This is a genomic window from Pluralibacter gergoviae ATCC 33028 = NBRC 105706 (genome assembly GCF_001598855.1).
In the GTDB taxonomy this organism is placed as follows: domain Bacteria; phylum Pseudomonadota; class Gammaproteobacteria; order Enterobacterales; family Enterobacteriaceae; genus Pluralibacter; species Pluralibacter gergoviae.
In genome coordinates, this window is the sequence record NZ_BCZS01000004.1 from 13,044 (window position 1) to 30,642 (window position 17,599).

The window sequence follows — 17,599 nt, forward strand, 5'->3', positions numbered from 1 at the left end:
GTTCGCCTCCGCTACAGGTAAACGATCTGCAGCGCGCTCAGGCCGTCGAGGCCGATCGCGCGGTTCAGCTCCAGCTCAGCGGTTTTATTGATCGCGGCCTGGACGGTTAAGCGGGCGGTGAGCGTGGTAAATGCCGCCGGTACGGCACTCCCCTGACCGATGCTGCTGACTTTGGCGCCATCGCTGTACAGCCACACCGCGCTGTCCGTGGTCCAGACCGTACCGCCGTCGGTGGAGACCAGCCCCGTCAGGCCCGGCGGTATCTGACCATCAATGTTCACATCCTCAAGCCGCATAGCGTAAACGCCGGTTTTACTCGCCCCCGCCATGCCAAGACCGAAGAACTTGCCTTCACTCGCGGAGGCGATGGCAAAGGGCGCGGTGCGCGGGTTATCGGGCACCGCCAGCGAGTTTTTGCGCACATCGTTGACCCTGAACTGCACTTTGGCGGGCGCGGCGCAGGCAATAGCAAAAGTGAGGCTCTTTTTCTCCAGCAGCGTGAAGGTATTCGCCGATAGCCGTGCCGCCTTCAGCGTGCCGTAATCAAAGGTTGCGCCGCCGCCGATCTTCGGTTTGCAGGCGGAAGGGATGCTTTCACCGGTTATCTGAATATGAACACTGCGGCCAGCGGCCATCGTCTGCCCGGCCAGAAGCGCCAGCAGGGCCACTTTTGTAAGAGAGTTCATTGGCATCGTCCTTGTCAGCCCGTTGACATCAGCCCCTGCAGCAGGGGCTGATGTTGCCGTAGTACGCTAGAGGTAGACGACCTGAATCGTGGCCTGGCCGTCGAGATTGATGACGTGGGCCAGGTTGAGTTCAGAGGCCTTATTCACCACCGCCTGTATCGAAATGGTTCCGGAAAAGGACTTCACCGCCAGGGGAGCCTTCACGCCGGGGCTGGACACAGTGACCAGATGCTGAGGCAGCGAAGCCTGTCCCAGATCCAGATTTGGCCGCGAGACCCACGTTTTACCGCTATCCGCCGAGTGCAGGTAGCCTACGGCGGTATTGTCATCCGCGGTCACCTCCTTAATGATCGAGACATAGCCGCCTATTTTTTTCCCCTCTGCCGTCCCGAGGCCGAACACGGGCGTATTAGAGGCCACCGGCACGCCGAGCAGCACTTTCCCCACCGGCACCACGGCGCTCCCCGCCCGGGCATCAAAGGTTCTGAGCGCCACCCTGGTGGAGGCATCGCAGGTCAGGACAAAGCTCAAATCTTTCTGCGCCAGGATGGTATAGTCGTCAGTCCCGTGGACAACCTCGCTGGCAGGGATCGTGCCATAGTCAAAGACCGCGCCATCGCTGACGCTCGGCGTACAGCCGGCGGGAACAATGTGGCCGATGACTTTAATGTCCACGCTGTCTTGGGCCACAGCGCTCCCCGCCGCTGCCGCCAGGGCGGCGGCAATCAGCGCTATTTTCATCAATTGCATGTTTAACACCTTTATTATGCAGGCGTTGCCGTCAGCTATTCACGCCCGCCGACTGCCTCACAGATAGTAGAGCTGAATCGTCGATAGCCCGTCGAGGTTGACGGCTTTACTCAGATCCAGTTCAGCGCCTTTATTGATCACCGCCTGCACGTTGAGCGTGCCGGAAAGCGTCTTAAAGGCAACGGGCACCAGGTCGCCAGATTTGCTCCAGCTGTAGATGTTTTTGCCGCTACCGCCGAGCCAGGTATCGCTGAGCGTGGATTTAGCCCAGGTGTGGCCGCTGTCGCCGGACCAGATAGCATCAGTCGCCGTCGTTTCGCCGTCCAGCTTGACGCTGCGGCCAATGGTCATACCGTAGGCGCCGATGTCTTTACCGTCCGCCTGGCCAAGCCCCATCAGTTCTGTGGCCTCCGTTACGGAGACACCCAGCACCGATGAGCCTACGGGCCTTACGGCGCTGCCCGCGCGCGCGTCGGTGGAGCGCAGGGCAACTTTTGCCGGCGCGTCGCAGGTGATGGAGAAGTCCAGGCTTTTACTCTCCAGTACCGTAAACGCATCCGCTTTGAGGGTATCGGCTTTGATCGTCCCGTAATCTACCGTTGCACCGCCGCTCAGCGCCGGCTTGCAGGCCGCGGGTACGATCTGACCAATGACTTTAATATCAATGCTGTCGCTGTCCGCCATGACGGAGCCGGCCGAGGCGGCGAGGAGCGCCGCCAGCAGCGTTTTTTGAATTACTTTCATTTCAGTTCCTTGTTTGCATGTTTCACTGTATTACCGTCCGTTGGCAAAGGAGACGCGCCCCTTCTGCACTGAGGTAATTCTTTAATTCTTTAATTCGTTACTGCGACAGCGGCGCATCCCAGCTATTTACCGAATAGCCCCAGGTGGTTGCCGGCGAGATGCGCACCTGGCGGGTGCCGACAAGCGATTTACCCTCGGGCGCTGCCAGCGTCAGATTCTCGCCCGGTAATATATAGCTCTGCGGCAGGGTTAATATTATATTCCTCGGCAGAGTCTGCACATTTTGCGCCAGGCGAACAACATATGGCGAGTTATTAGCAACGACCAGATGATTATCTACCACTTTCCAGGTAAGGCGCTTCCAGGGGGATTCATCTCTGGGTAATCCTGCCGGGCGAATAATAACGGGAAGATTCTGACTGATGCTCATTCTGACTTCATTTTTATCTTTGCTGCGCGGCGGTATACCGCTAAAAATAACCCGGCGCAGGCGCTCCGTTTTTAACGGCGCGGACGCATGCAGCAGAAAACGCACCTTTTGCGTTTTGCCGCCCTCTACGCGAATGGCGGGCGGCGAGACCAGCAGCAGGGCTTCGTTATCCTGCCTGATAGACTGCAGCGTCGTGGTTAACAGCAGCGGATAGCGGTCGGTGTTGGTTACATTCATGGCGGCTTCGCCGTCAGACTCTTCAATCACCACCACGGAGGATTCCGGCACCATGCCGGTGGCCTCTGCCGAGAGAGGTATAGTAACGAACGCGCAGGCGATAAGTGTCCTGAGTGAAGCGGAGAATCCTTTCATATTATTCACTTTATTAGCGAGAGCACAGCGTGACTCCTCACCGCAATATGGCAGGCGGTGACATTCAAACAATAAACCCTGTCTGTTATTTCAGAAACACCGTATGCAGAAGCGGAGAATAGTCACCCTGAGCAATTTATTTACAGAGATACATTGGCAATGAATTTAATGATGATAAAACCCAACGTTCATAGCCGCAGCAAAAGTGAGCATATAATAAATACTGCGACATGACAAAGGATTTTATGTGCTATTTCCGCAACTCGCCTAATTCATTGCCCGGGATTAAGAAAAATACCCAGGATAAATATGAAAGATTTATCTGAGTTATTAAATTAAATAAATGGAGTGGTTATTAATAATACTTGACCGGGAAATATCTGATAAAGAAATGTCCCGGCGGTGATGGCAGGTTACTCTCCGCGATGCGGATGATTGATAATGTGGTCTTCCCAATCGCACACTTCTGACTCCTTGACGGCAATGTGGCGCACCGAGATGCGTTCGCCGTGCATCGCCGCTTTCGAGCCGGTAAGCAGCGGGTGCCACTGCGGCAGCGGTTTTCCCTCCGCCAGCAGGCGGTAGGCGCAGGTGTGCGGCAGCCACTCGAAAGTCGGCAGGTTCTCGCGGGTCAGCTTGATGCAGTCCGGCTCATACTCAAAGCGGCGTTCATAGTTGCGGCACTGGCAGGTTTTGATGTTCAGCTGCTTGCAGGCGACGTTAGTAAAGTAGATCTCGTCGCTGTCTTCATCCATCAGCTTATGCAGGCAGCACTGGCCGCATCCGTCGCACAGCGACTCCCACTCGGCGTCGGTCATCTGCTCAAGGGTCTTGCTTTGCCAGAAAGGGTTGTCGGTCATCGCTCTGTCCGCGTTAAAAAATGAAGGGCACCTTATAACGAGTCTGGCAGAGGGATGCAAGTTTTGCCGCCCAAATGAGCGGCAAGAGAGGCTTACAGTACGCGGGTGGAAAGTGCGTAGCGGCTGAAGCTGACTTCCAGCTCGTCGCCGCTGGCAAGCGGGCCGACACCTTCCGGGGTGCCGGTAAGGATAACGTCCCCGCTTTTAAGGGTGAAGAAGCGGCTCATATAGGCGATAAGCGGCACGATTTTATGGATCATGTCCGCGGTGCTGCCCTGCTGACGCACTTCGCCATTGATCTTAAGCGTAAGGGGCGTGTTCTGCGGGTCATCGTGGAATTCGGCGGCGGGAATAAAGCCGGAGATGGGGCAGGCGTTGTCGAAGCCCTTGGCCTTCTCCCACGGGCGGCCCGCCTTTTTCAGCTGCGCCTGCACGTCGCGCAGGGTCAGATCCAGCGCCACGCCGTAGCCAACGATAGCCTTATGGACGTGCTCTTCCGTGGCATGACGCAGCGTGCTGCCAATCAGCACCGCCAGCTCCACTTCATGGTGTACGGAGCCGAGGCCTTCCGGCAGCGCCAGCGGCTGGCGAATATCGCACAGCGCCGTTTCCGGTTTGATAAACAGCACCGGCTCTTCCGGCGTGGCGCTGCCCATTTCCTGAATATGCTTCGCGTAATTACTGCCCACGCAGACCACTTTATTGACCGGGTAATCAAGAAGCGCACCCTGCCAGTTATGATGCTGATACATGTTACACCCCAAATGTTGCGTTATTGTTCTCCGCTGCCCTGAAGATGCTGCTTTAATAAGTCCTCAGGAGGTGGCGGAAGCTGAAGATAATAGCCCTGCGCGACCAATGCCTCTTTGACCTTGTCGGGATCGGCATTGGCCAGCTTCTTACGACCGTCCAGCATCAGCGCCATGGCGAACTGCGGCTGGCCGAAGCTTTGCATTAACGCTTCCGGTACGCGGGAAAAATCGTCTTTTTTTTCGACATATAAATAGGTCTGGTCACGCTTGTTGCTACGATAAATTGCACAAAACATTACTTTTACTCTGAATTGGACGGTGGTTACTTGCCTCTCTATATCAGTGACTATAACATGCCCTGTAGTCTTCGGAATATCGCCGCAGCCGCGCGGCCGATAAATTGAAAATTGAGTAAGGCCAGGATGTCAAACACGCCAATCGAGCTTAAAGGCAGTAGCTTCACCTTATCAGTGGTTCATTTGCATGATGCAAATCCCGAGGTTATTCGTCAGGCGTTAGAAGATAAAATCGCCCAGGCTCCCGCTTTCTTGCGTCACGCGCCGGTGGTGGTGAATATTGGCGCCCTGGCCGATGTTGCGCAGTGGCAGCCCCTGGCGCAGGCCATTACTGCCACCGGGCTGCGGATTATGGGCGTTAGCGGCTGTAAAGATCCGGCGCTGAAAACAGAAATTGACCGGGCGGGCATACCCTTACTGACTGAAGGGAAAGAGAAAACCGCCCGCCCTGCTCCGGTCCCGGAGCCAGCACCTGAACCTGAACCAACTGTTACCCCCGTCACAAAAACGCGATTGATCGACACACCCGTACGCTCTGGACAGCGCATTTATGCGCCAAACTGTGATTTGATTGTGACAGGGCACGTCAGCGCGGGCGCAGAGCTCATTGCTGACGGCAACATTCATATTTATGGCATGATGCGTGGGCGCGCGCTTGCGGGCGCCGGCGGCGATAAAGAAGCACAAATTTTCTGTAGCCACCTGACGGCGGAGCTGGTCTCTATCGCAGGTACTTACTGGCTGAGCGATAACATCCCGGCCGACTATTATGGCAAAGCGGTGCGCCTGCGTCTTAGCGACGCCGCTCTGACAATTGAACCGTTAAACTAATCCCTTTTTAACAAGGAATTTCTATGGCACGCATTATTGTTGTGACTTCGGGTAAAGGGGGCGTAGGCAAGACTACCTCCAGCGCGGCCATCGCGACTGGTTTGGCCCAGAAGGGAAAGAAAACCGTCGTTATCGACTTCGATATTGGTCTGCGTAATCTGGACCTGATCATGGGCTGCGAACGTCGCGTGGTTTACGACTTCGTCAACGTGATTCAGGGTGACGCCACCCTGAATCAGGCGCTGATTAAAGACAAGCGCACCGACAATCTCTACATTCTTCCCGCTTCCCAGACCCGCGACAAAGATGCCCTGACCCGCGAAGGCGTCGAGAAAGTGCTCGACGAACTGAAGAAGATGGCGTTCGACTTTATCGTCTGCGACTCGCCGGCCGGCATCGAAACCGGTGCCCTGATGGCGCTGTACTTCGCCGATGAAGCGATTATCACCACCAACCCGGAAGTCTCTTCCGTGCGCGACTCCGACCGCATTCTCGGTATTCTGGCATCGAAATCACGCCGCGCCGAAAATGGCGAAGAGCCGATCAAAGAGCACCTGCTGCTGACCCGCTACAACCCGGGCCGCGTAAGCCGCGGCGACATGCTGAGCATGGAAGACGTGCTGGAAATTCTGCGCATTAAGCTGGTGGGCGTTATCCCCGAAGATCAGTCGGTGCTGCGCGCCTCCAACCAGGGCGAACCGGTTATTCTGGACGCTGAAGCCGACGCCGGCAAAGCCTATGCCGACACTGTCGATCGCCTGCTGGGCGAAGAACGCCCTTTCCGCTTCATAGAAGAAGAGAAGAAAGGATTCCTCAAACGCCTGTTCGGAGGATAAGTTATGGCCTTACTCGACTTTTTTCTCTCCCGAAAAAAGAGCACAGCCAACATCGCGAAAGAACGTTTACAGATTATCGTCGCGGAGCGTCGCCGCAGCGACGCCGAGCCGCACTACTTACCGCAGCTCAGAAAGGATATTCTGGATGTTATCTGCAAATACGTGCAGATTGATCCGGATATGGTGAGCGTTCAGCTTGAGCAGAAAGATGGCGACATCTCGATACTCGAACTTAACGTCACTCTCCCGGAAGCGGAAGAGTCGAAATCCTGAAAAAAAACCCTGGCGCGCCAGGGTTTTTTATTGCCGCTTAGCGGGGATAGTTGGCCAGCAGGGAATTAAGTCGCCCGGCCATCATTTCACCGCGCCAGCCGGAAATCAGCTCCGGCTGCGTAGCCTGCGGCTTGAGTCCCCAGTGGGCGTTGAGCAGCTGGTTTACCTGGCGGCGGGAGGCCAGCAGCTCGGCGCTGACGCCCTTCTCTTTGCTGACATCCTGCACCAGCACCTTGATCTCTTTAAACACTTTGCGATAGCCCGGCATATCCATCAGGTTCAGCAGCGGCTCCGGCAGAGCCTCCTCCGGGAGGGCTTTGGCTTTTTCGACCAGGCTCAGCAACGTTTTGCCGTGGAAGCGAATTTCGCTGCCCGACAGGCCGAGGCTGTCCAGCTCGCCCATGCTGCCCGGCATGTAGCGCGCCACGCTCCACAGATGCTCCTCGCGCACCACGAAGTTCACCGCCATGTCGCGCTCCCGCGCCTTGCGCAGCCGCCAGTCGGCCAGCAGCTGCAGGCAGGCCAGCTGGCGGGTGCGCAGCTGCCAGGCGTTAGTGATGTCGCGCCAGGCCTCGGCGGGATCGGCCACGTCCTGACGGCGCTGCTTCATCAGATTGCATTCGTCAAGCGCGGCGGGCAGCCAGCCGCTGGTGTCGGCTTCCGCCAGCAGCTTGCGGGCGATGGGCAGCAGATACCAGACGTCGGCCGCCGCATAGTCGCACTGGCGCTCGCTCAGCGGACGCGCCAGCCAGTCGGTGCGGGACTCGCTCTTGTCCAGCGCAATGCCGGTGTACTCTTCAACCATCGCCGCAAAGCCCCAGGACATCGGACGGCCGCAGAAGGCGGCGAGGATCTGGGTGTCGATCAGCGGATCGGGCAGCACGCCAAAGGCGTTGAGAAACACTTCAAGATCCTCGCTGCCCGCGTGCAGGTATTTGGTGACGTTCTTATTGACCAGCAGATCGCGCATCGGCGTCCAGTCGCCGATGGTCAGCGGATCGATAAGCACCACCGTTTCGCCGTCGAACATCTGGATCAGGCCAAGCTGCGGATAGTAGGTGCGGGTGCGGACAAACTCGGTGTCCAGCGCAATGGCGGGAACGCTGCTGGCCGCGTCACAGGCGGCTTTCAGGGCAGCGTCATCGGTTATCATCTGGTAATTCAATCTGCATTCTCACTGGTTTGCGCCCATAAAAAACGCCGGATCACCCGGCGTTTTTGGCGACTCACGCGTAGCTTCAGCCTTTATTGTCCACTTTAGCACGCGCTTCGTCACGCAGTTCTCGCCGTAAAATCTTGCCAACGTTCGATTTTGGCAGCTCATTGCGGAATTCAACCAGCTTCGGCACCTTGTAGCCGGTGAGCTGGCGGCGGCAGAAGGTGATCAGCGCCTCTTCGGTCAGCGAGGCGTCCTTTCTGACGACGAAGATCTTCACCGTTTCGCCGCTGTTCTCTGACGGCACGCCGACGGCGGCCACTTCCTGCACGCCGGGGTGTTCCATCACCACGTCTTCAATTTCGTTGGGATAGACGTTAAAGCCGGAGACAAGGATCATGTCCTTCTTGCGATCGACGATGCGCATGAAGCCTTCATCATCCATCACCGCGATATCGCCGGTGTGCAGCCAGCCGTCTTTAATAATTTCGTCGGTGGCGTCCGGGCGCTGCCAGTAGCCGAGCATTACCTGCGGCCCCTTGACGCACAGCTCGCCCGGCTGGCCGAACGGGACTTCATTATCATCATCGTCCACCATCTTAACCTCGGTGGACGGCACCGGCAGGCCGATGCTGCCGGTGTGGCGATCGACATCCAGCGGATTGACGCTCACCAGCGGCGCGCACTCGGTGAGGCCGTAGCCCTCCAGCAGATAGCGGCCGGTCAGCTTAACCCAGCGTTCGGCCACCGCGTGCTGGACCGGCATCCCGCCGCCTGCCGCCAGCCGCAGGGAGGAGAAATCAAGCTGGGCAAACTCTTTATTGTTCAGCAGAGCGTTAAACAGCGTATTGACGCCGGTGATCGCCGTGAAGGGGTATTTTGCCATCTCCTTCACCAGCCCAGGAATATCGCGCGGGTTGGTGATAAGCAGGTTGTGGCCGCCAATTTCCAGGAACAGCAGGCAGTTCATGGTCAGGGCGAAAATGTGATAGAGCGGCAGCGCGGTCACCACCAGTTCATGGCCGGGTTTGAACAGCGCGCCATAGGTGGCGTGCACCTGAGCAAGGTTAGCCAGCATATTGCGGTGGGTGAGCATCGCGCCTTTAGCCACGCCGGTGGTGCCGCCGGTATATTGCAGAAAAGCCAGGTCCTCCCGGACGACGTCCGGTCTGACGTACTGCATCCGGTAGCCCTGCTGCAGCGCGCGGCGAAATGAGATGGCGTCCGGCAGGTGATATTTCGGCACCATCCGCTTGATGTACTTGACGACGAAGTTGACCAGCGTGCCTTTTGCCGATGAGAGCTGATCGCCCATGCGGGTGAGGATCACGTGGCGCACCTGGGTTTTGGCCACCACTTTTTCCAGCGTATGGGCAAAGTTGGAGACGATAACGATGGCGCTGGCGCCGCTGTCGTTAAGCTGATGCTCCAGCTCGCGCGGGGTATACAGCGGGTTGACGTTCACCACCGTCATGCCGGCACGCAGAATGCCGAACAGCGCCACCGGATACTGCAGCAGGTTAGGCATCATCAGCGCCACGCGGTCGCCTTTTTTCAGCCCCAGGCCCTGCTGAAGATAGGCGGCAAAGGCGCGGCTGCGCTCCTCCAGCTTGCGAAACGTCATTACCTCGCCCATGTTGACGAACGCGGGCCGGTCGGCATAGCGGGTCGTTGCCTGTTCAAACAGATCTACCAGGGATTGATAACGGTCAGGATCGATCTCCGCCGGGACGCCGGCGGGATAGCGGTTTAGCCAAACCTTTTTCAACACATCACCTCTGAATTGAGAATTCGTCGTCATCACAACCCCATCAATAAACAAGTCGTTAACACTATATTAACTTATCCTACCAGTTTATTAATTAGTCGCATTTAAGGCTGAGAAGCACGTCACTATTTATTTTTGTTCTCCGCCGGCGATCCGGGCCGGCAAAAAGAAACAGCGGCCGGGCCGCTGTCTCTTAATCTTTTAATTCAATAAGTTACTCTACAACGACCGATTCCACGCGCGCGGGGCCCGGGCTGTACCAGCCGCCGCCGTAGCCCCATCCGCCGTAGCCCCAGCCGCGATGCCAGGGATAAGGACCCATGCCCCAGTAGGGATCCATGTAGCCCGGCGGGGTCATCACCTCCTGCACCACGCGCCAGCGTTTGTAGCCGATGACCTGCATCACCATGTAGCGGTAATCGGTGCTGCCGATTTTCCCCTGCTCGGTGCCGGTAATCGGCCCGACCACGGTGACCAGCTGGTTGCGAAAATCAACCGGATCGAGGAAGCCGCTGACGTCGGCGTAGATGCGTCCGCGCGACGGTGCGCCCAGCGCCGGGCGCGCGGAGGCGTCAAGCGGCACGGTGGCGATTTCCAGCCGGGTCTTGCCCTGCTCGTTTTTGACGCCGATGACCTTGCCGCCGAAGCGCGCTTCCTGCCCGACGTACAGCTGCGGCGCGGCCATCACGCGCACCAGATCCTGCTGCGGCGTCGGGCTGGTGCCGCGAATCGATTCCGGCACCGATGCGCACCCGCTTAATACTGCCATGACCAGTCCAGCCAGTAACCCGCGTACTACCTTTGTTTGACTCGCCATAAAGCGGCTCCTTTCAATCCCGAAGTTATACTATGTTATAACACTGAGATTCATTCCCGGCCCGGAAGTTTCTTCCACGCGACGGTATTACGCAAATAAACCGGCTCGGCGTTTTCCACCGCCACCGTGTCGCCCTGCGCCAGCAGCCGGCGGGCAATGGGCAGCATGTCCTCCGCCGCTGGCAGCGTGGTCTCGCCGTCGGCCAGTTCGGCAAGGCTGCCGCTGCTCATCTCCGGCCACGCCTGCCAGCCCGTGCCTACAGTAGCCCACTGGCCTTCAAGCTGCTTCAACCGCGCGTTAACGGCCTCCGGTTTCAGCACCGCTTCAGACGCTTCTCCACGCCAGGCGCCCGCATCGTCGCGGACGTACTCCGCCCAGTAGACTTCACCCATCCGCGCATCGATGGCGGCCAGCACCCGGGTGGCGCCGGTTTTCCGCCACGCGCCTTCGGCCATGGTCATCAGCGTGGAGACGCCGATCATCGGCAGCCCGGCGCCGAGGGCCAGCCCCTGGGCGATGCCGATACCGATGCGTACGCCGGTAAAGCTGCCCGGTCCCCGGCCGTAGGCCAGGGCATCAATCGAGGTCAGCGCCGCGCCGCCGGCGGCAAGAAGATCCTGCACCATCGGCAGAATGCGCTGAGTGTGTTCGCGGGGACAAAGCTCGAAGTGAGCAGAGACTGTACCGTCGCTCCACAGGGCCGCAGAACAGGCCTCCGTGGCGGTATCAATAGCCAGAATTCGCATAGGACGTCGCGCTCTCGCAGTAGCAGATCAACAAAATGGCGCGCATCTTAACACAATTCACCAAAGATTACTTATTGCTGAGCCCGGCGAGAAAGCGCACTGCGCGGCTGATGTCGCGAGTGCGCGGCGCCGGCGGCAGGCTGGCGACAAAGGTCGCCCCGTAGGGGCGCATCACCAGCCGATTATCGCAGATGACCAGCACGCCGCGATCGGTAACGTCGCGGATCAGGCGGCCGACGCCCTGCTTGAGGGTGATCACCGCATCCGGCAGCTGTACCTCGTCAAACGGATCGCCGCCGCGCAGGCGGCAGTCCTCCATCCGCGCCTTGAGCAGCGGATCTTCCGGCGAAGTGAACGGCAGCTTGTCGATAATCACCAGCGACAGCGCGTCGCCTCGCACGTCAACCCCCTCCCAGAAGCTGCTGGTGGCTACCAGCAGGGCGTTGCCGGCCTTCACGAACTGGGCCAGCAACTGACCTTTGCTGGTCTCGCCCTGCATCAGCACCGGCAGATCGAGTATGGCGCGAAACTGCTCCGCCAGCTCGCGCATCATGGCGTGCGATGTGCAGAGCATAAAGCAGCGGCCGTTGTTGGCCTCAATCATCGGCCGCAGCATGGTGGCCAGCTGGCGCGCGCCGCCGCGCTGGTTGGGCAGCGGCAGGTTGCGCGGCACGCAGAGCAGCGCCTGCTTTTCATAGTCAAAGGGGCTGGGTAGCAGCAGGGAGTTCGCCTCTTCGATACCCAGCCGGGCGGTGAAGTGACGCAGGTCGTCGTTCACCGACAGGGTGGCGGAGGTAAAAATCCAGCTGCCCTTTTTCCCGGCCATCACCTCCTGAAATTTGTCCGCCACCGTCAGCGGCGTCAGGGCGAGGGTGAAGTGGCGGGAGGTGCATTCGTACCAGTAGCTGTAGCCCGGCTGATTGATCTCCTTGAGGCGCTTGAGGCGCGCCCGGTAGAGCGTGGCCCGCTCGAAGGCGGCGTCAAGCAGCGGCGAGCGGCCGAGAGAGAGCTTCGCCACGTCGTAGCACAGCTCCAGGGCATCATCGAGCAGCAGCAGCGCCCGCTGAATACCGCTGTCCGCCAGCAGCTCGCGCAGGTTGCCGCGATAGCCCGGCTCCCCGAGCTGCAGGCGGAAATCCTGGGTGGCCTGCGCCAGCCGGTCGGCGCACTTCTGCAGCTGCTGGGTATCTTTAAGCTCGGTGCGGTAGGCAATGGTGATATCTTTCGCCATGTCCAGCAGCTGGCGGCTGGAGAGCGACTGGCCGAAATACTGGCTGGCGATATCCGGAAGCTGGTGGGCCTCGTCGAAAATCATCACCTCGGCCTCGGGGATCAGCTCCGCGAAGCCGCTCTCCTTCACCACCATGTCGGCGAGAAACAGATGGTGGTTGACCACCACCACGTCGGCATCCATCGCCTTTTTACGCGCCTTGACCACGAAGCACTCTTTATACAGCGGGCAGTCGCTGCCGAGGCAGTTGTCGTTGGTGCTGGTGACCAGCGGCCAGGCCTGGGAGTCTTCGGCAACGCTGACGCAGGTGCTGATATCGCCGTCGGTGGTCTGATTCGCCCAGCTGCGCAGCATAATCACGTCGCTCAGCGCGTTGACCGGCAGGTCGCCGCCGGCCAGCGCCTGCTGCTCCAGACGCTCCAGGCAGAGATAGTTGGAGCGCCCCTTCAGCAGCGCGGTTTTACCGGTGAACTTCAGCGCCTTCGCCACTGTCGGCAGATCGCGGGTGTAGAGCTGATCCTGCAGCGCCTTCGAGCCGGTGGAGATAATCACCTTTTTCTTTGCCCGCAGCGCCGGCGCCAGGTAGGCGTAGGTTTTCCCGGTGCCGGTGCCCGCTTCCACCACCAGCGGACGCGCTTCATCAATGGCCTCATTGACCGCCTTCGCCATCAGACGCTGCGGCTCGCGCGGCTTAAAACCGGGTATCGCTTTGGCTAACTGGCCATCTGTTGCAAAATCGTCCGTCACGCTTCCCCCTGGATATCTGGACAGTGATTATGTCAGCGCCGCTCACGTTGTACCAGCCAAAGTGGTGACGATGGTGCGGGTTTTATGGCACTCTTGCGCCTTTCGAATGGAACAGAGAGAGGAAACAGAAAATGACGATTACGCGCATTGATGCCGGCGCCCGCATGTCCGAAGTGGTGATTCATAACAATACCATCTATTACACCGCCGTTCCGGACAACCTGGACGCCGATGCATTTGAGCAGACCGCCAATACCCTGGCGCAGATTGAAGCGGAGCTGGAAAAGCACGGCAGCAGCAAGACGCGCATTCTCGACGCGACGATCTTTCTGGTCGACAAGGCCGACTTTGCGGCGATGAACAAAGCGTGGGACGCGTGGGTGGTGGCCGGGGAAGCGCCGGTGCGCTGCACGGTGCAGGCGGGGCTGATGAATCCGCGCTATAAGGTGGAGATTAAGGTAGTGGCCGCGCGCCAGGCGTGAGGCCGCGCTTGCCCCCTCATCCTAACCCTCTCCCCAGGGAGAGGGAACAGGCCGACCCGCCCTACTCCTCGTCATCCTCATCCTCAAACCGTGCCACAATCCGCTCGCCGGTATGGCTGGCGCGCAGCTCGTCCGCCACCTGTGAGATGGCCTGGCCGCTGCTCATGCCCTGGGCCATCAGTTCCTGAATGCGCTCAACCGCTTTCTGCTGCTGCTCGTGGCTCAGTGAAGGTAAACCTGCAAACATCGCTAACTCCTGCTACATTGTGGGCGCCTATTATTTCACGCCGCCTGCGGGTTAGCCAGCGGTGGCGCAACCCGGAACGAGGTCCATGTTGTCCCCTGCTGTTATTTCGCTGCCCTGGCAGGCCGATGCCGCCGAACGCTATTTTGCGCCGCTCGCCGGTACGCCGTGGGCGATGCTGCTGCACTCCGGCTTTGCCGACCATCCCCACAGCCGTTTTGATATCGTGGTCGCCGATCCGCAGGCCACGCTGGTCACCCGCGGCGCGCGCACGGAAATTACCGCCGGTGGCGTTACGCAGGTCTCGCCGGAGGATCCGCTCACTCTACTCAGACATCAGTTAGAGCAGCAGCAGCTGGCGGTGGACGCCAGCGAAAACCTTCCCTTTCAGGGCGGCGCGCTGGGCCTGTTCGGCTACGATCTTGGCCGCCGCTTTGAGTCACTGCCCGACTCGGCTGAGGCCGATATCGCTACCGCCGATATGGCGGTGGGGATCTACCGCTGGGCGCTGATTGTCGATCACCACCGGCAGCGCGTGACGCTGCTCAGCCATGACGATCCGCGCCAGAGGCTGGCGTGGCTGACGTCGCAAATTGCGGCTGCCAAAGCGCCGTTCGCCCTGACCTCTCCCTGGCAGTCGAACATGAGCCGGGAAGGCTACGGCGAGCGCTACCGCCGGGTGCAGGACTGGCTGCAGAGCGGCGACTGCTACCAGGTCAACCTGGCCCAGCGTTTTCAGGCGCAATATCGCGGCGACGAGTGGCAGGCGTTCACCCAGCTCAACCGGGCAAACCGCGCGCCGTTCAGCGCCTTCTTGCGCCTGCCCGACAGCGCGGTGATGAGCCTGTCGCCGGAGCGCTTTATCCTGCTGGATCGCGGCCACATCCAGACCCGACCGATTAAGGGCACCCTGCCTCGCCTCGACGACCCCGAAGCGGACGCGCGCCAGGCGGAGGATCTGAAGCACTCGCCGAAGGATCGGGCGGAAAACCTGATGATCGTCGATCTGATGCGCAATGATGTCGGCCGGGTGGCCACGCCCGGCAGCGTCAGGGTGCCTGAGCTGTTTGTGGTCGAGCCTTTCCCGGCGGTGCATCACCTGGTCAGCACCATCACCGCCGAGCTGCCGCCGGCCCTGCACGCCACCGACCTGCTGCGGGCGGCGTTTCCCGGCGGCTCGATTACCGGCGCGCCAAAAGTGCGCGCCATGCAGATCATCGACGAGCTGGAGCCGCACCGGCGCAACGCGTGGTGCGGCTCTATCGGCTATATCAGCTTCTGCGGCAATATGGACACCAGTATTACTATCCGCACGCTGACCGCCAGCGGCGGCCAGATCTACTGCTCCGCCGGCGGCGGCATCGTCGCCGACAGCGATGAAGAAGCGGAGTATCAGGAAACCTTCGCGAAAGTTAACCGCATTTTGCAGCAGCTGGAGCAGTAACCATGGCGTACCCGGATTTTTCCCTCAACGAATTTATCGCCCGCTTCCAGCTGATGCGCCCGCAGCCTGCGCCAGCGGCGCACAATCGACGCCAGGCCGCGGTGCTGTTGCCCATCGTCCGCCGCCCGGAGCCGGGGCTGCTGCTGACCCGCCGCTCGCCGCAGTTGCGCAAACATGCGGGCCAGGTGGCTTTTCCCGGCGGCGCGGTTGACGCAACCGACGCCTCGCTGATTGCCGCCGCTCTCAGGGAGGCCGAGGAAGAGGTCGCCATTCCGCCCTCATCAGTGGAGATCCTGGGCGTACTGCCGCCGGTGGACAGCGTGACCGGCTTTCAGGTAACGCCGGTGGTGGGCGTGATCCCGCCGGACCTGCATTACCGCGCCAGCGAAGACGAGGTCGCCGCGGTGTTTGAAATGCCGCTGGCGGAGGCCCTGCGCCTGAGCCGCTACCATCCGCTGGATATTTACCGCCGCGGTAACTCGCACCGGGTCTGGCTCTCCTGGTATCAGCATTACTTCGTCTGGGGGATGACCGCGGGTATTATTCGTGAGCTGGCGTTACAAATCGGCATCAGGCCTTAGCTATACTCGTCCCAGCGTTTGTGCATTTCGCCGCCCGGCATTAGTTAACCCGCGGTAATGCATTAGTTTAATTCATGTGAATAGTTAAGCTGCCCGCCGTGTTCCCTCTTACACTATGCGCAGTTATAACATCGTTGCCGGTATGCCCCGGCAGCCCTGTCAGGAGCGTTAACGTGATTAGTATATTCGACATGTTCAAGGTAGGGATCGGTCCCTCCTCTTCCCATACTGTTGGTCCGATGAAGGCCGGGAAGCAGTTCGTCGATGATCTGGTCGATATGGGGCTGATTGATGACGTGACCCGCGTGGCGGTAGACGTCTACGGATCGCTCTCATTAACCGGTAAGGGTCACCATACCGATATCGCCATTATCATGGGTCTCGCCGGAAATATGCCGGATACCGTTGAGATAGACGCCATTCCGGCGTTTATCCGCGATGTCGAAAACCGCGGCCGCCTGCTGCTCGCCCACGGCCGCCGCGAAGTGGACTTCCCTCCTGACAACGGGATGCGCTTTCACAGCGATAACCTGCCCCTGCACGAGAACGGCATGACCATTCACGCCTGGGCCGGCGAGCAGGAAGTGCACTGCAAAACCTACTACTCGGTCGGCGGCGGCTTTATCGTTGACGCCGAACACTTCGGCCAGGACCTGACCGGCGACGTTAGCGTGCCTTATCCCTTCGCGTCGGCGAAAGAGATGCTCGGCTACTGCAAAGAGACCGGTCTCTCGCTTTCCGGCATGGTGATGCAAAACGAGCTGGCGCTGCATACGAAGCAGGAGATTGCCGACTACTTCGCCAACGTCTGGCAGACGATGCAGGCCTGTATCGATCGCGGCCTGAATACCGAAGGCGTGCTGCCCGGCCCGCTGCGGGTGCCGCGCCGCGCCGCGGCGCTGCGCCGGATGCTGGTAAGCCAGGACAAAACCTCCAGCGATCCGATGGCGGTGGTGGACTGGGTCAATATGTTCGCCCTGGCCGTTAACGAAGAGAACGCCGCCGGTGGCCGGGTGGTAACCGCCCCGACGAACGGCGCCTGCGGCATCGTGCCGGCGGTGCTGGCCTACGTGAACCAGTTTATTGAACCGGTGACGCCGGATATTTACACCCGCTACTTTATGGCCGCCGGCGCTATCGGCGCGCTGTATAAGATGAACGCCTCCATTTCGGGCGCCGAAGTGGGCTGCCAGGGTGAAGTCGGCGTAGCCTGCTCAATGGCCGCCGCCGGGCTGGCGGAGCTGCTGGGCGCCAGCCCCGAGCAGGTGTGCGTAGCCGCGGAAATCGGCATGGAGCACAACCTGGGCCTGACCTGCGACCCGGTTGCCGGGCAGGTGCAGGTACCGTGCATTGAGCGCAACGCTATCGCCTCCGTGAAGGCGATCAACGCCGCGCGCATGGCGATGCGCCGCACCAGCGAGCCGCGCGTCTCTCTTGATAAGGTCATTGAGACGATGTATGAAACCGGCAAAGATATGAATGCCAAATACCGGGAAACATCCCGGGGCGGACTTGCCATAAAGGTGCAGTGCGACTAAATTTTTTCTCTTCCG

General features: G+C 59.7%; 20 protein-coding genes. 7 read left to right on the plus strand and 13 right to left on the minus strand.

Annotated elements, in window-relative coordinates; translation table 11 throughout:
* Nucleotides 1-11: 11 nt before the first annotated feature.
* The 7 genes from ENGE1_RS05755 to ENGE1_RS05785 form a co-directional block, all read right to left on the minus strand.
* Nucleotides 12-686, minus strand: coding sequence for a DUF1120 domain-containing protein (locus ENGE1_RS05755; protein WP_048252925.1), 675 nt, complete (start codon nucleotides 684-686; stop codon nucleotides 12-14).
* Between the two features lie 66 nt (nucleotides 687-752).
* Complete coding sequence (locus tag ENGE1_RS05760) at nucleotides 753-1,436, minus strand: DUF1120 domain-containing protein (protein ID WP_080732664.1); 684 nt, start codon at nucleotides 1,434-1,436, stop codon at nucleotides 753-755.
* 57 nt (nucleotides 1,437-1,493) lie between these two features.
* On the minus strand, nucleotides 1,494-2,180 hold the full coding sequence (locus ENGE1_RS05765) for a DUF1120 domain-containing protein (protein WP_043083440.1): 687 nt from the start codon (nucleotides 2,178-2,180) through the stop codon (nucleotides 1,494-1,496).
* A gap of 97 nt (nucleotides 2,181-2,277) precedes the next feature.
* The gene (locus ENGE1_RS05770; protein ID WP_072065264.1) at nucleotides 2,278-2,982 is read right to left on the minus strand and encodes a fimbria/pilus chaperone family protein; all 705 of its coding nucleotides are present in this window, start codon (nucleotides 2,980-2,982) and stop codon (nucleotides 2,278-2,280) included.
* Between the two features lie 413 nt (nucleotides 2,983-3,395).
* Nucleotides 3,396-3,842: a YcgN family cysteine cluster protein gene (locus ENGE1_RS05775; RefSeq protein ID WP_043083438.1), complete on the minus strand. Its 447-nt coding sequence runs from the start codon at nucleotides 3,840-3,842 to the stop codon at nucleotides 3,396-3,398.
* Between the two features lie 92 nt (nucleotides 3,843-3,934).
* Complete coding sequence (locus ENGE1_RS05780) at nucleotides 3,935-4,594, minus strand: fumarylacetoacetate hydrolase family protein (protein ID WP_048252924.1); 660 nt, start codon at nucleotides 4,592-4,594, stop codon at nucleotides 3,935-3,937.
* 20 nt (nucleotides 4,595-4,614) lie between these two features.
* Nucleotides 4,615-4,890, minus strand: coding sequence for a YcgL domain-containing protein (locus ENGE1_RS05785; RefSeq protein WP_043083435.1), 276 nt, complete (start codon nucleotides 4,888-4,890; stop codon nucleotides 4,615-4,617).
* 126 nt (nucleotides 4,891-5,016) lie between these two features.
* Between ENGE1_RS05785 and minC the strand changes: the two genes are divergently transcribed.
* Genes minC through minE form a run of 3 tightly spaced genes read left to right on the plus strand, consistent with a single transcriptional unit; the run spans nucleotide 5,017 to nucleotide 6,830 of the window.
* On the plus strand, nucleotides 5,017-5,721 hold the full coding sequence (gene minC, locus ENGE1_RS05790) for a septum site-determining protein MinC (RefSeq protein ID WP_048252923.1): 705 nt from the start codon (nucleotides 5,017-5,019) through the stop codon (nucleotides 5,719-5,721).
* A 23-nt stretch (nucleotides 5,722-5,744) separates the two neighbouring features.
* Nucleotides 5,745-6,557 carry a septum site-determining protein MinD gene (gene minD / locus ENGE1_RS05795; RefSeq protein WP_043083432.1) on the plus strand — a complete coding sequence of 271 codons (813 nt, stop codon included), beginning with the start codon at nucleotides 5,745-5,747 and terminating at the stop codon, nucleotides 6,555-6,557.
* 3 nt (nucleotides 6,558-6,560) lie between these two features.
* Complete coding sequence (minE, locus tag ENGE1_RS05800) at nucleotides 6,561-6,830, plus strand: cell division topological specificity factor MinE (RefSeq protein ID WP_043083431.1); 270 nt, start codon at nucleotides 6,561-6,563, stop codon at nucleotides 6,828-6,830.
* A 37-nt stretch (nucleotides 6,831-6,867) separates the two neighbouring features.
* Here the strand turns inward: minE and rnd are convergent, their stop codons facing one another.
* From rnd to ENGE1_RS05825, 5 genes are all read right to left on the minus strand, one after another.
* On the minus strand, nucleotides 6,868-7,983 hold the full coding sequence (rnd, locus tag ENGE1_RS05805; protein WP_162268885.1) for a ribonuclease D: 1,116 nt from the start codon (nucleotides 7,981-7,983) through the stop codon (nucleotides 6,868-6,870).
* 85 nt (nucleotides 7,984-8,068) lie between these two features.
* On the minus strand, nucleotides 8,069-9,754 hold the full coding sequence (gene fadD / locus ENGE1_RS05810; RefSeq protein ID WP_146144450.1) for a long-chain-fatty-acid--CoA ligase FadD: 1,686 nt from the start codon (nucleotides 9,752-9,754) through the stop codon (nucleotides 8,069-8,071).
* A gap of 214 nt (nucleotides 9,755-9,968) precedes the next feature.
* On the minus strand, nucleotides 9,969-10,571 hold the full coding sequence (locus tag ENGE1_RS05815; RefSeq protein ID WP_043083426.1) for a Slp family lipoprotein: 603 nt from the start codon (nucleotides 10,569-10,571) through the stop codon (nucleotides 9,969-9,971).
* A 50-nt stretch (nucleotides 10,572-10,621) separates the two neighbouring features.
* Nucleotides 10,622-11,317, minus strand: a complete 696-nt coding sequence (tsaB, locus tag ENGE1_RS05820) for a tRNA (adenosine(37)-N6)-threonylcarbamoyltransferase complex dimerization subunit type 1 TsaB (protein ID WP_048252920.1) — start codon at nucleotides 11,315-11,317, stop codon at nucleotides 10,622-10,624.
* Between the two features lie 67 nt (nucleotides 11,318-11,384).
* Entirely contained in the window at nucleotides 11,385-13,295 is a 1,911-nt protein-coding gene (locus tag ENGE1_RS05825) for an ATP-dependent DNA helicase (protein ID WP_048252919.1), read from the minus strand.
* Nucleotides 13,296-13,426: 131 nt separating this feature from the next.
* Between ENGE1_RS05825 and ENGE1_RS05830 the strand changes: the two genes are divergently transcribed.
* Nucleotides 13,427-13,777 (plus strand): RidA family protein, encoded by a 351-nt coding sequence (locus tag ENGE1_RS05830; protein ID WP_048252918.1) that lies wholly within the window; start codon nucleotides 13,427-13,429, stop codon nucleotides 13,775-13,777.
* 61 nt (nucleotides 13,778-13,838) lie between these two features.
* Here ENGE1_RS05830 and ENGE1_RS05835 read toward each other — a convergent pair whose 3' ends face one another.
* The gene (locus ENGE1_RS05835; protein WP_043083416.1) at nucleotides 13,839-14,024 is read right to left on the minus strand and encodes a YoaH family protein; all 186 of its coding nucleotides are present in this window, start codon (nucleotides 14,022-14,024) and stop codon (nucleotides 13,839-13,841) included.
* An 85-nt stretch (nucleotides 14,025-14,109) separates the two neighbouring features.
* Here ENGE1_RS05835 and pabB point away from each other — a divergent pair, with 85 nt between their 5' ends.
* From pabB to sdaA, 3 genes are all read left to right on the plus strand, one after another.
* Complete coding sequence (gene pabB / locus ENGE1_RS05840; protein ID WP_048252917.1) at nucleotides 14,110-15,465, plus strand: aminodeoxychorismate synthase component 1; 1,356 nt, start codon at nucleotides 14,110-14,112, stop codon at nucleotides 15,463-15,465.
* A gap of 2 nt (nucleotides 15,466-15,467) precedes the next feature.
* The gene (locus tag ENGE1_RS05845; RefSeq protein ID WP_043083413.1) at nucleotides 15,468-16,046 is read left to right on the plus strand and encodes a CoA pyrophosphatase; all 579 of its coding nucleotides are present in this window, start codon (nucleotides 15,468-15,470) and stop codon (nucleotides 16,044-16,046) included.
* A 173-nt stretch (nucleotides 16,047-16,219) separates the two neighbouring features.
* Entirely contained in the window at nucleotides 16,220-17,584 is a 1,365-nt protein-coding gene (sdaA, locus tag ENGE1_RS05850) for an L-serine ammonia-lyase (RefSeq protein ID WP_043083412.1), read from the plus strand.
* Nucleotides 17,585-17,599 lie beyond the last annotated feature (15 nt).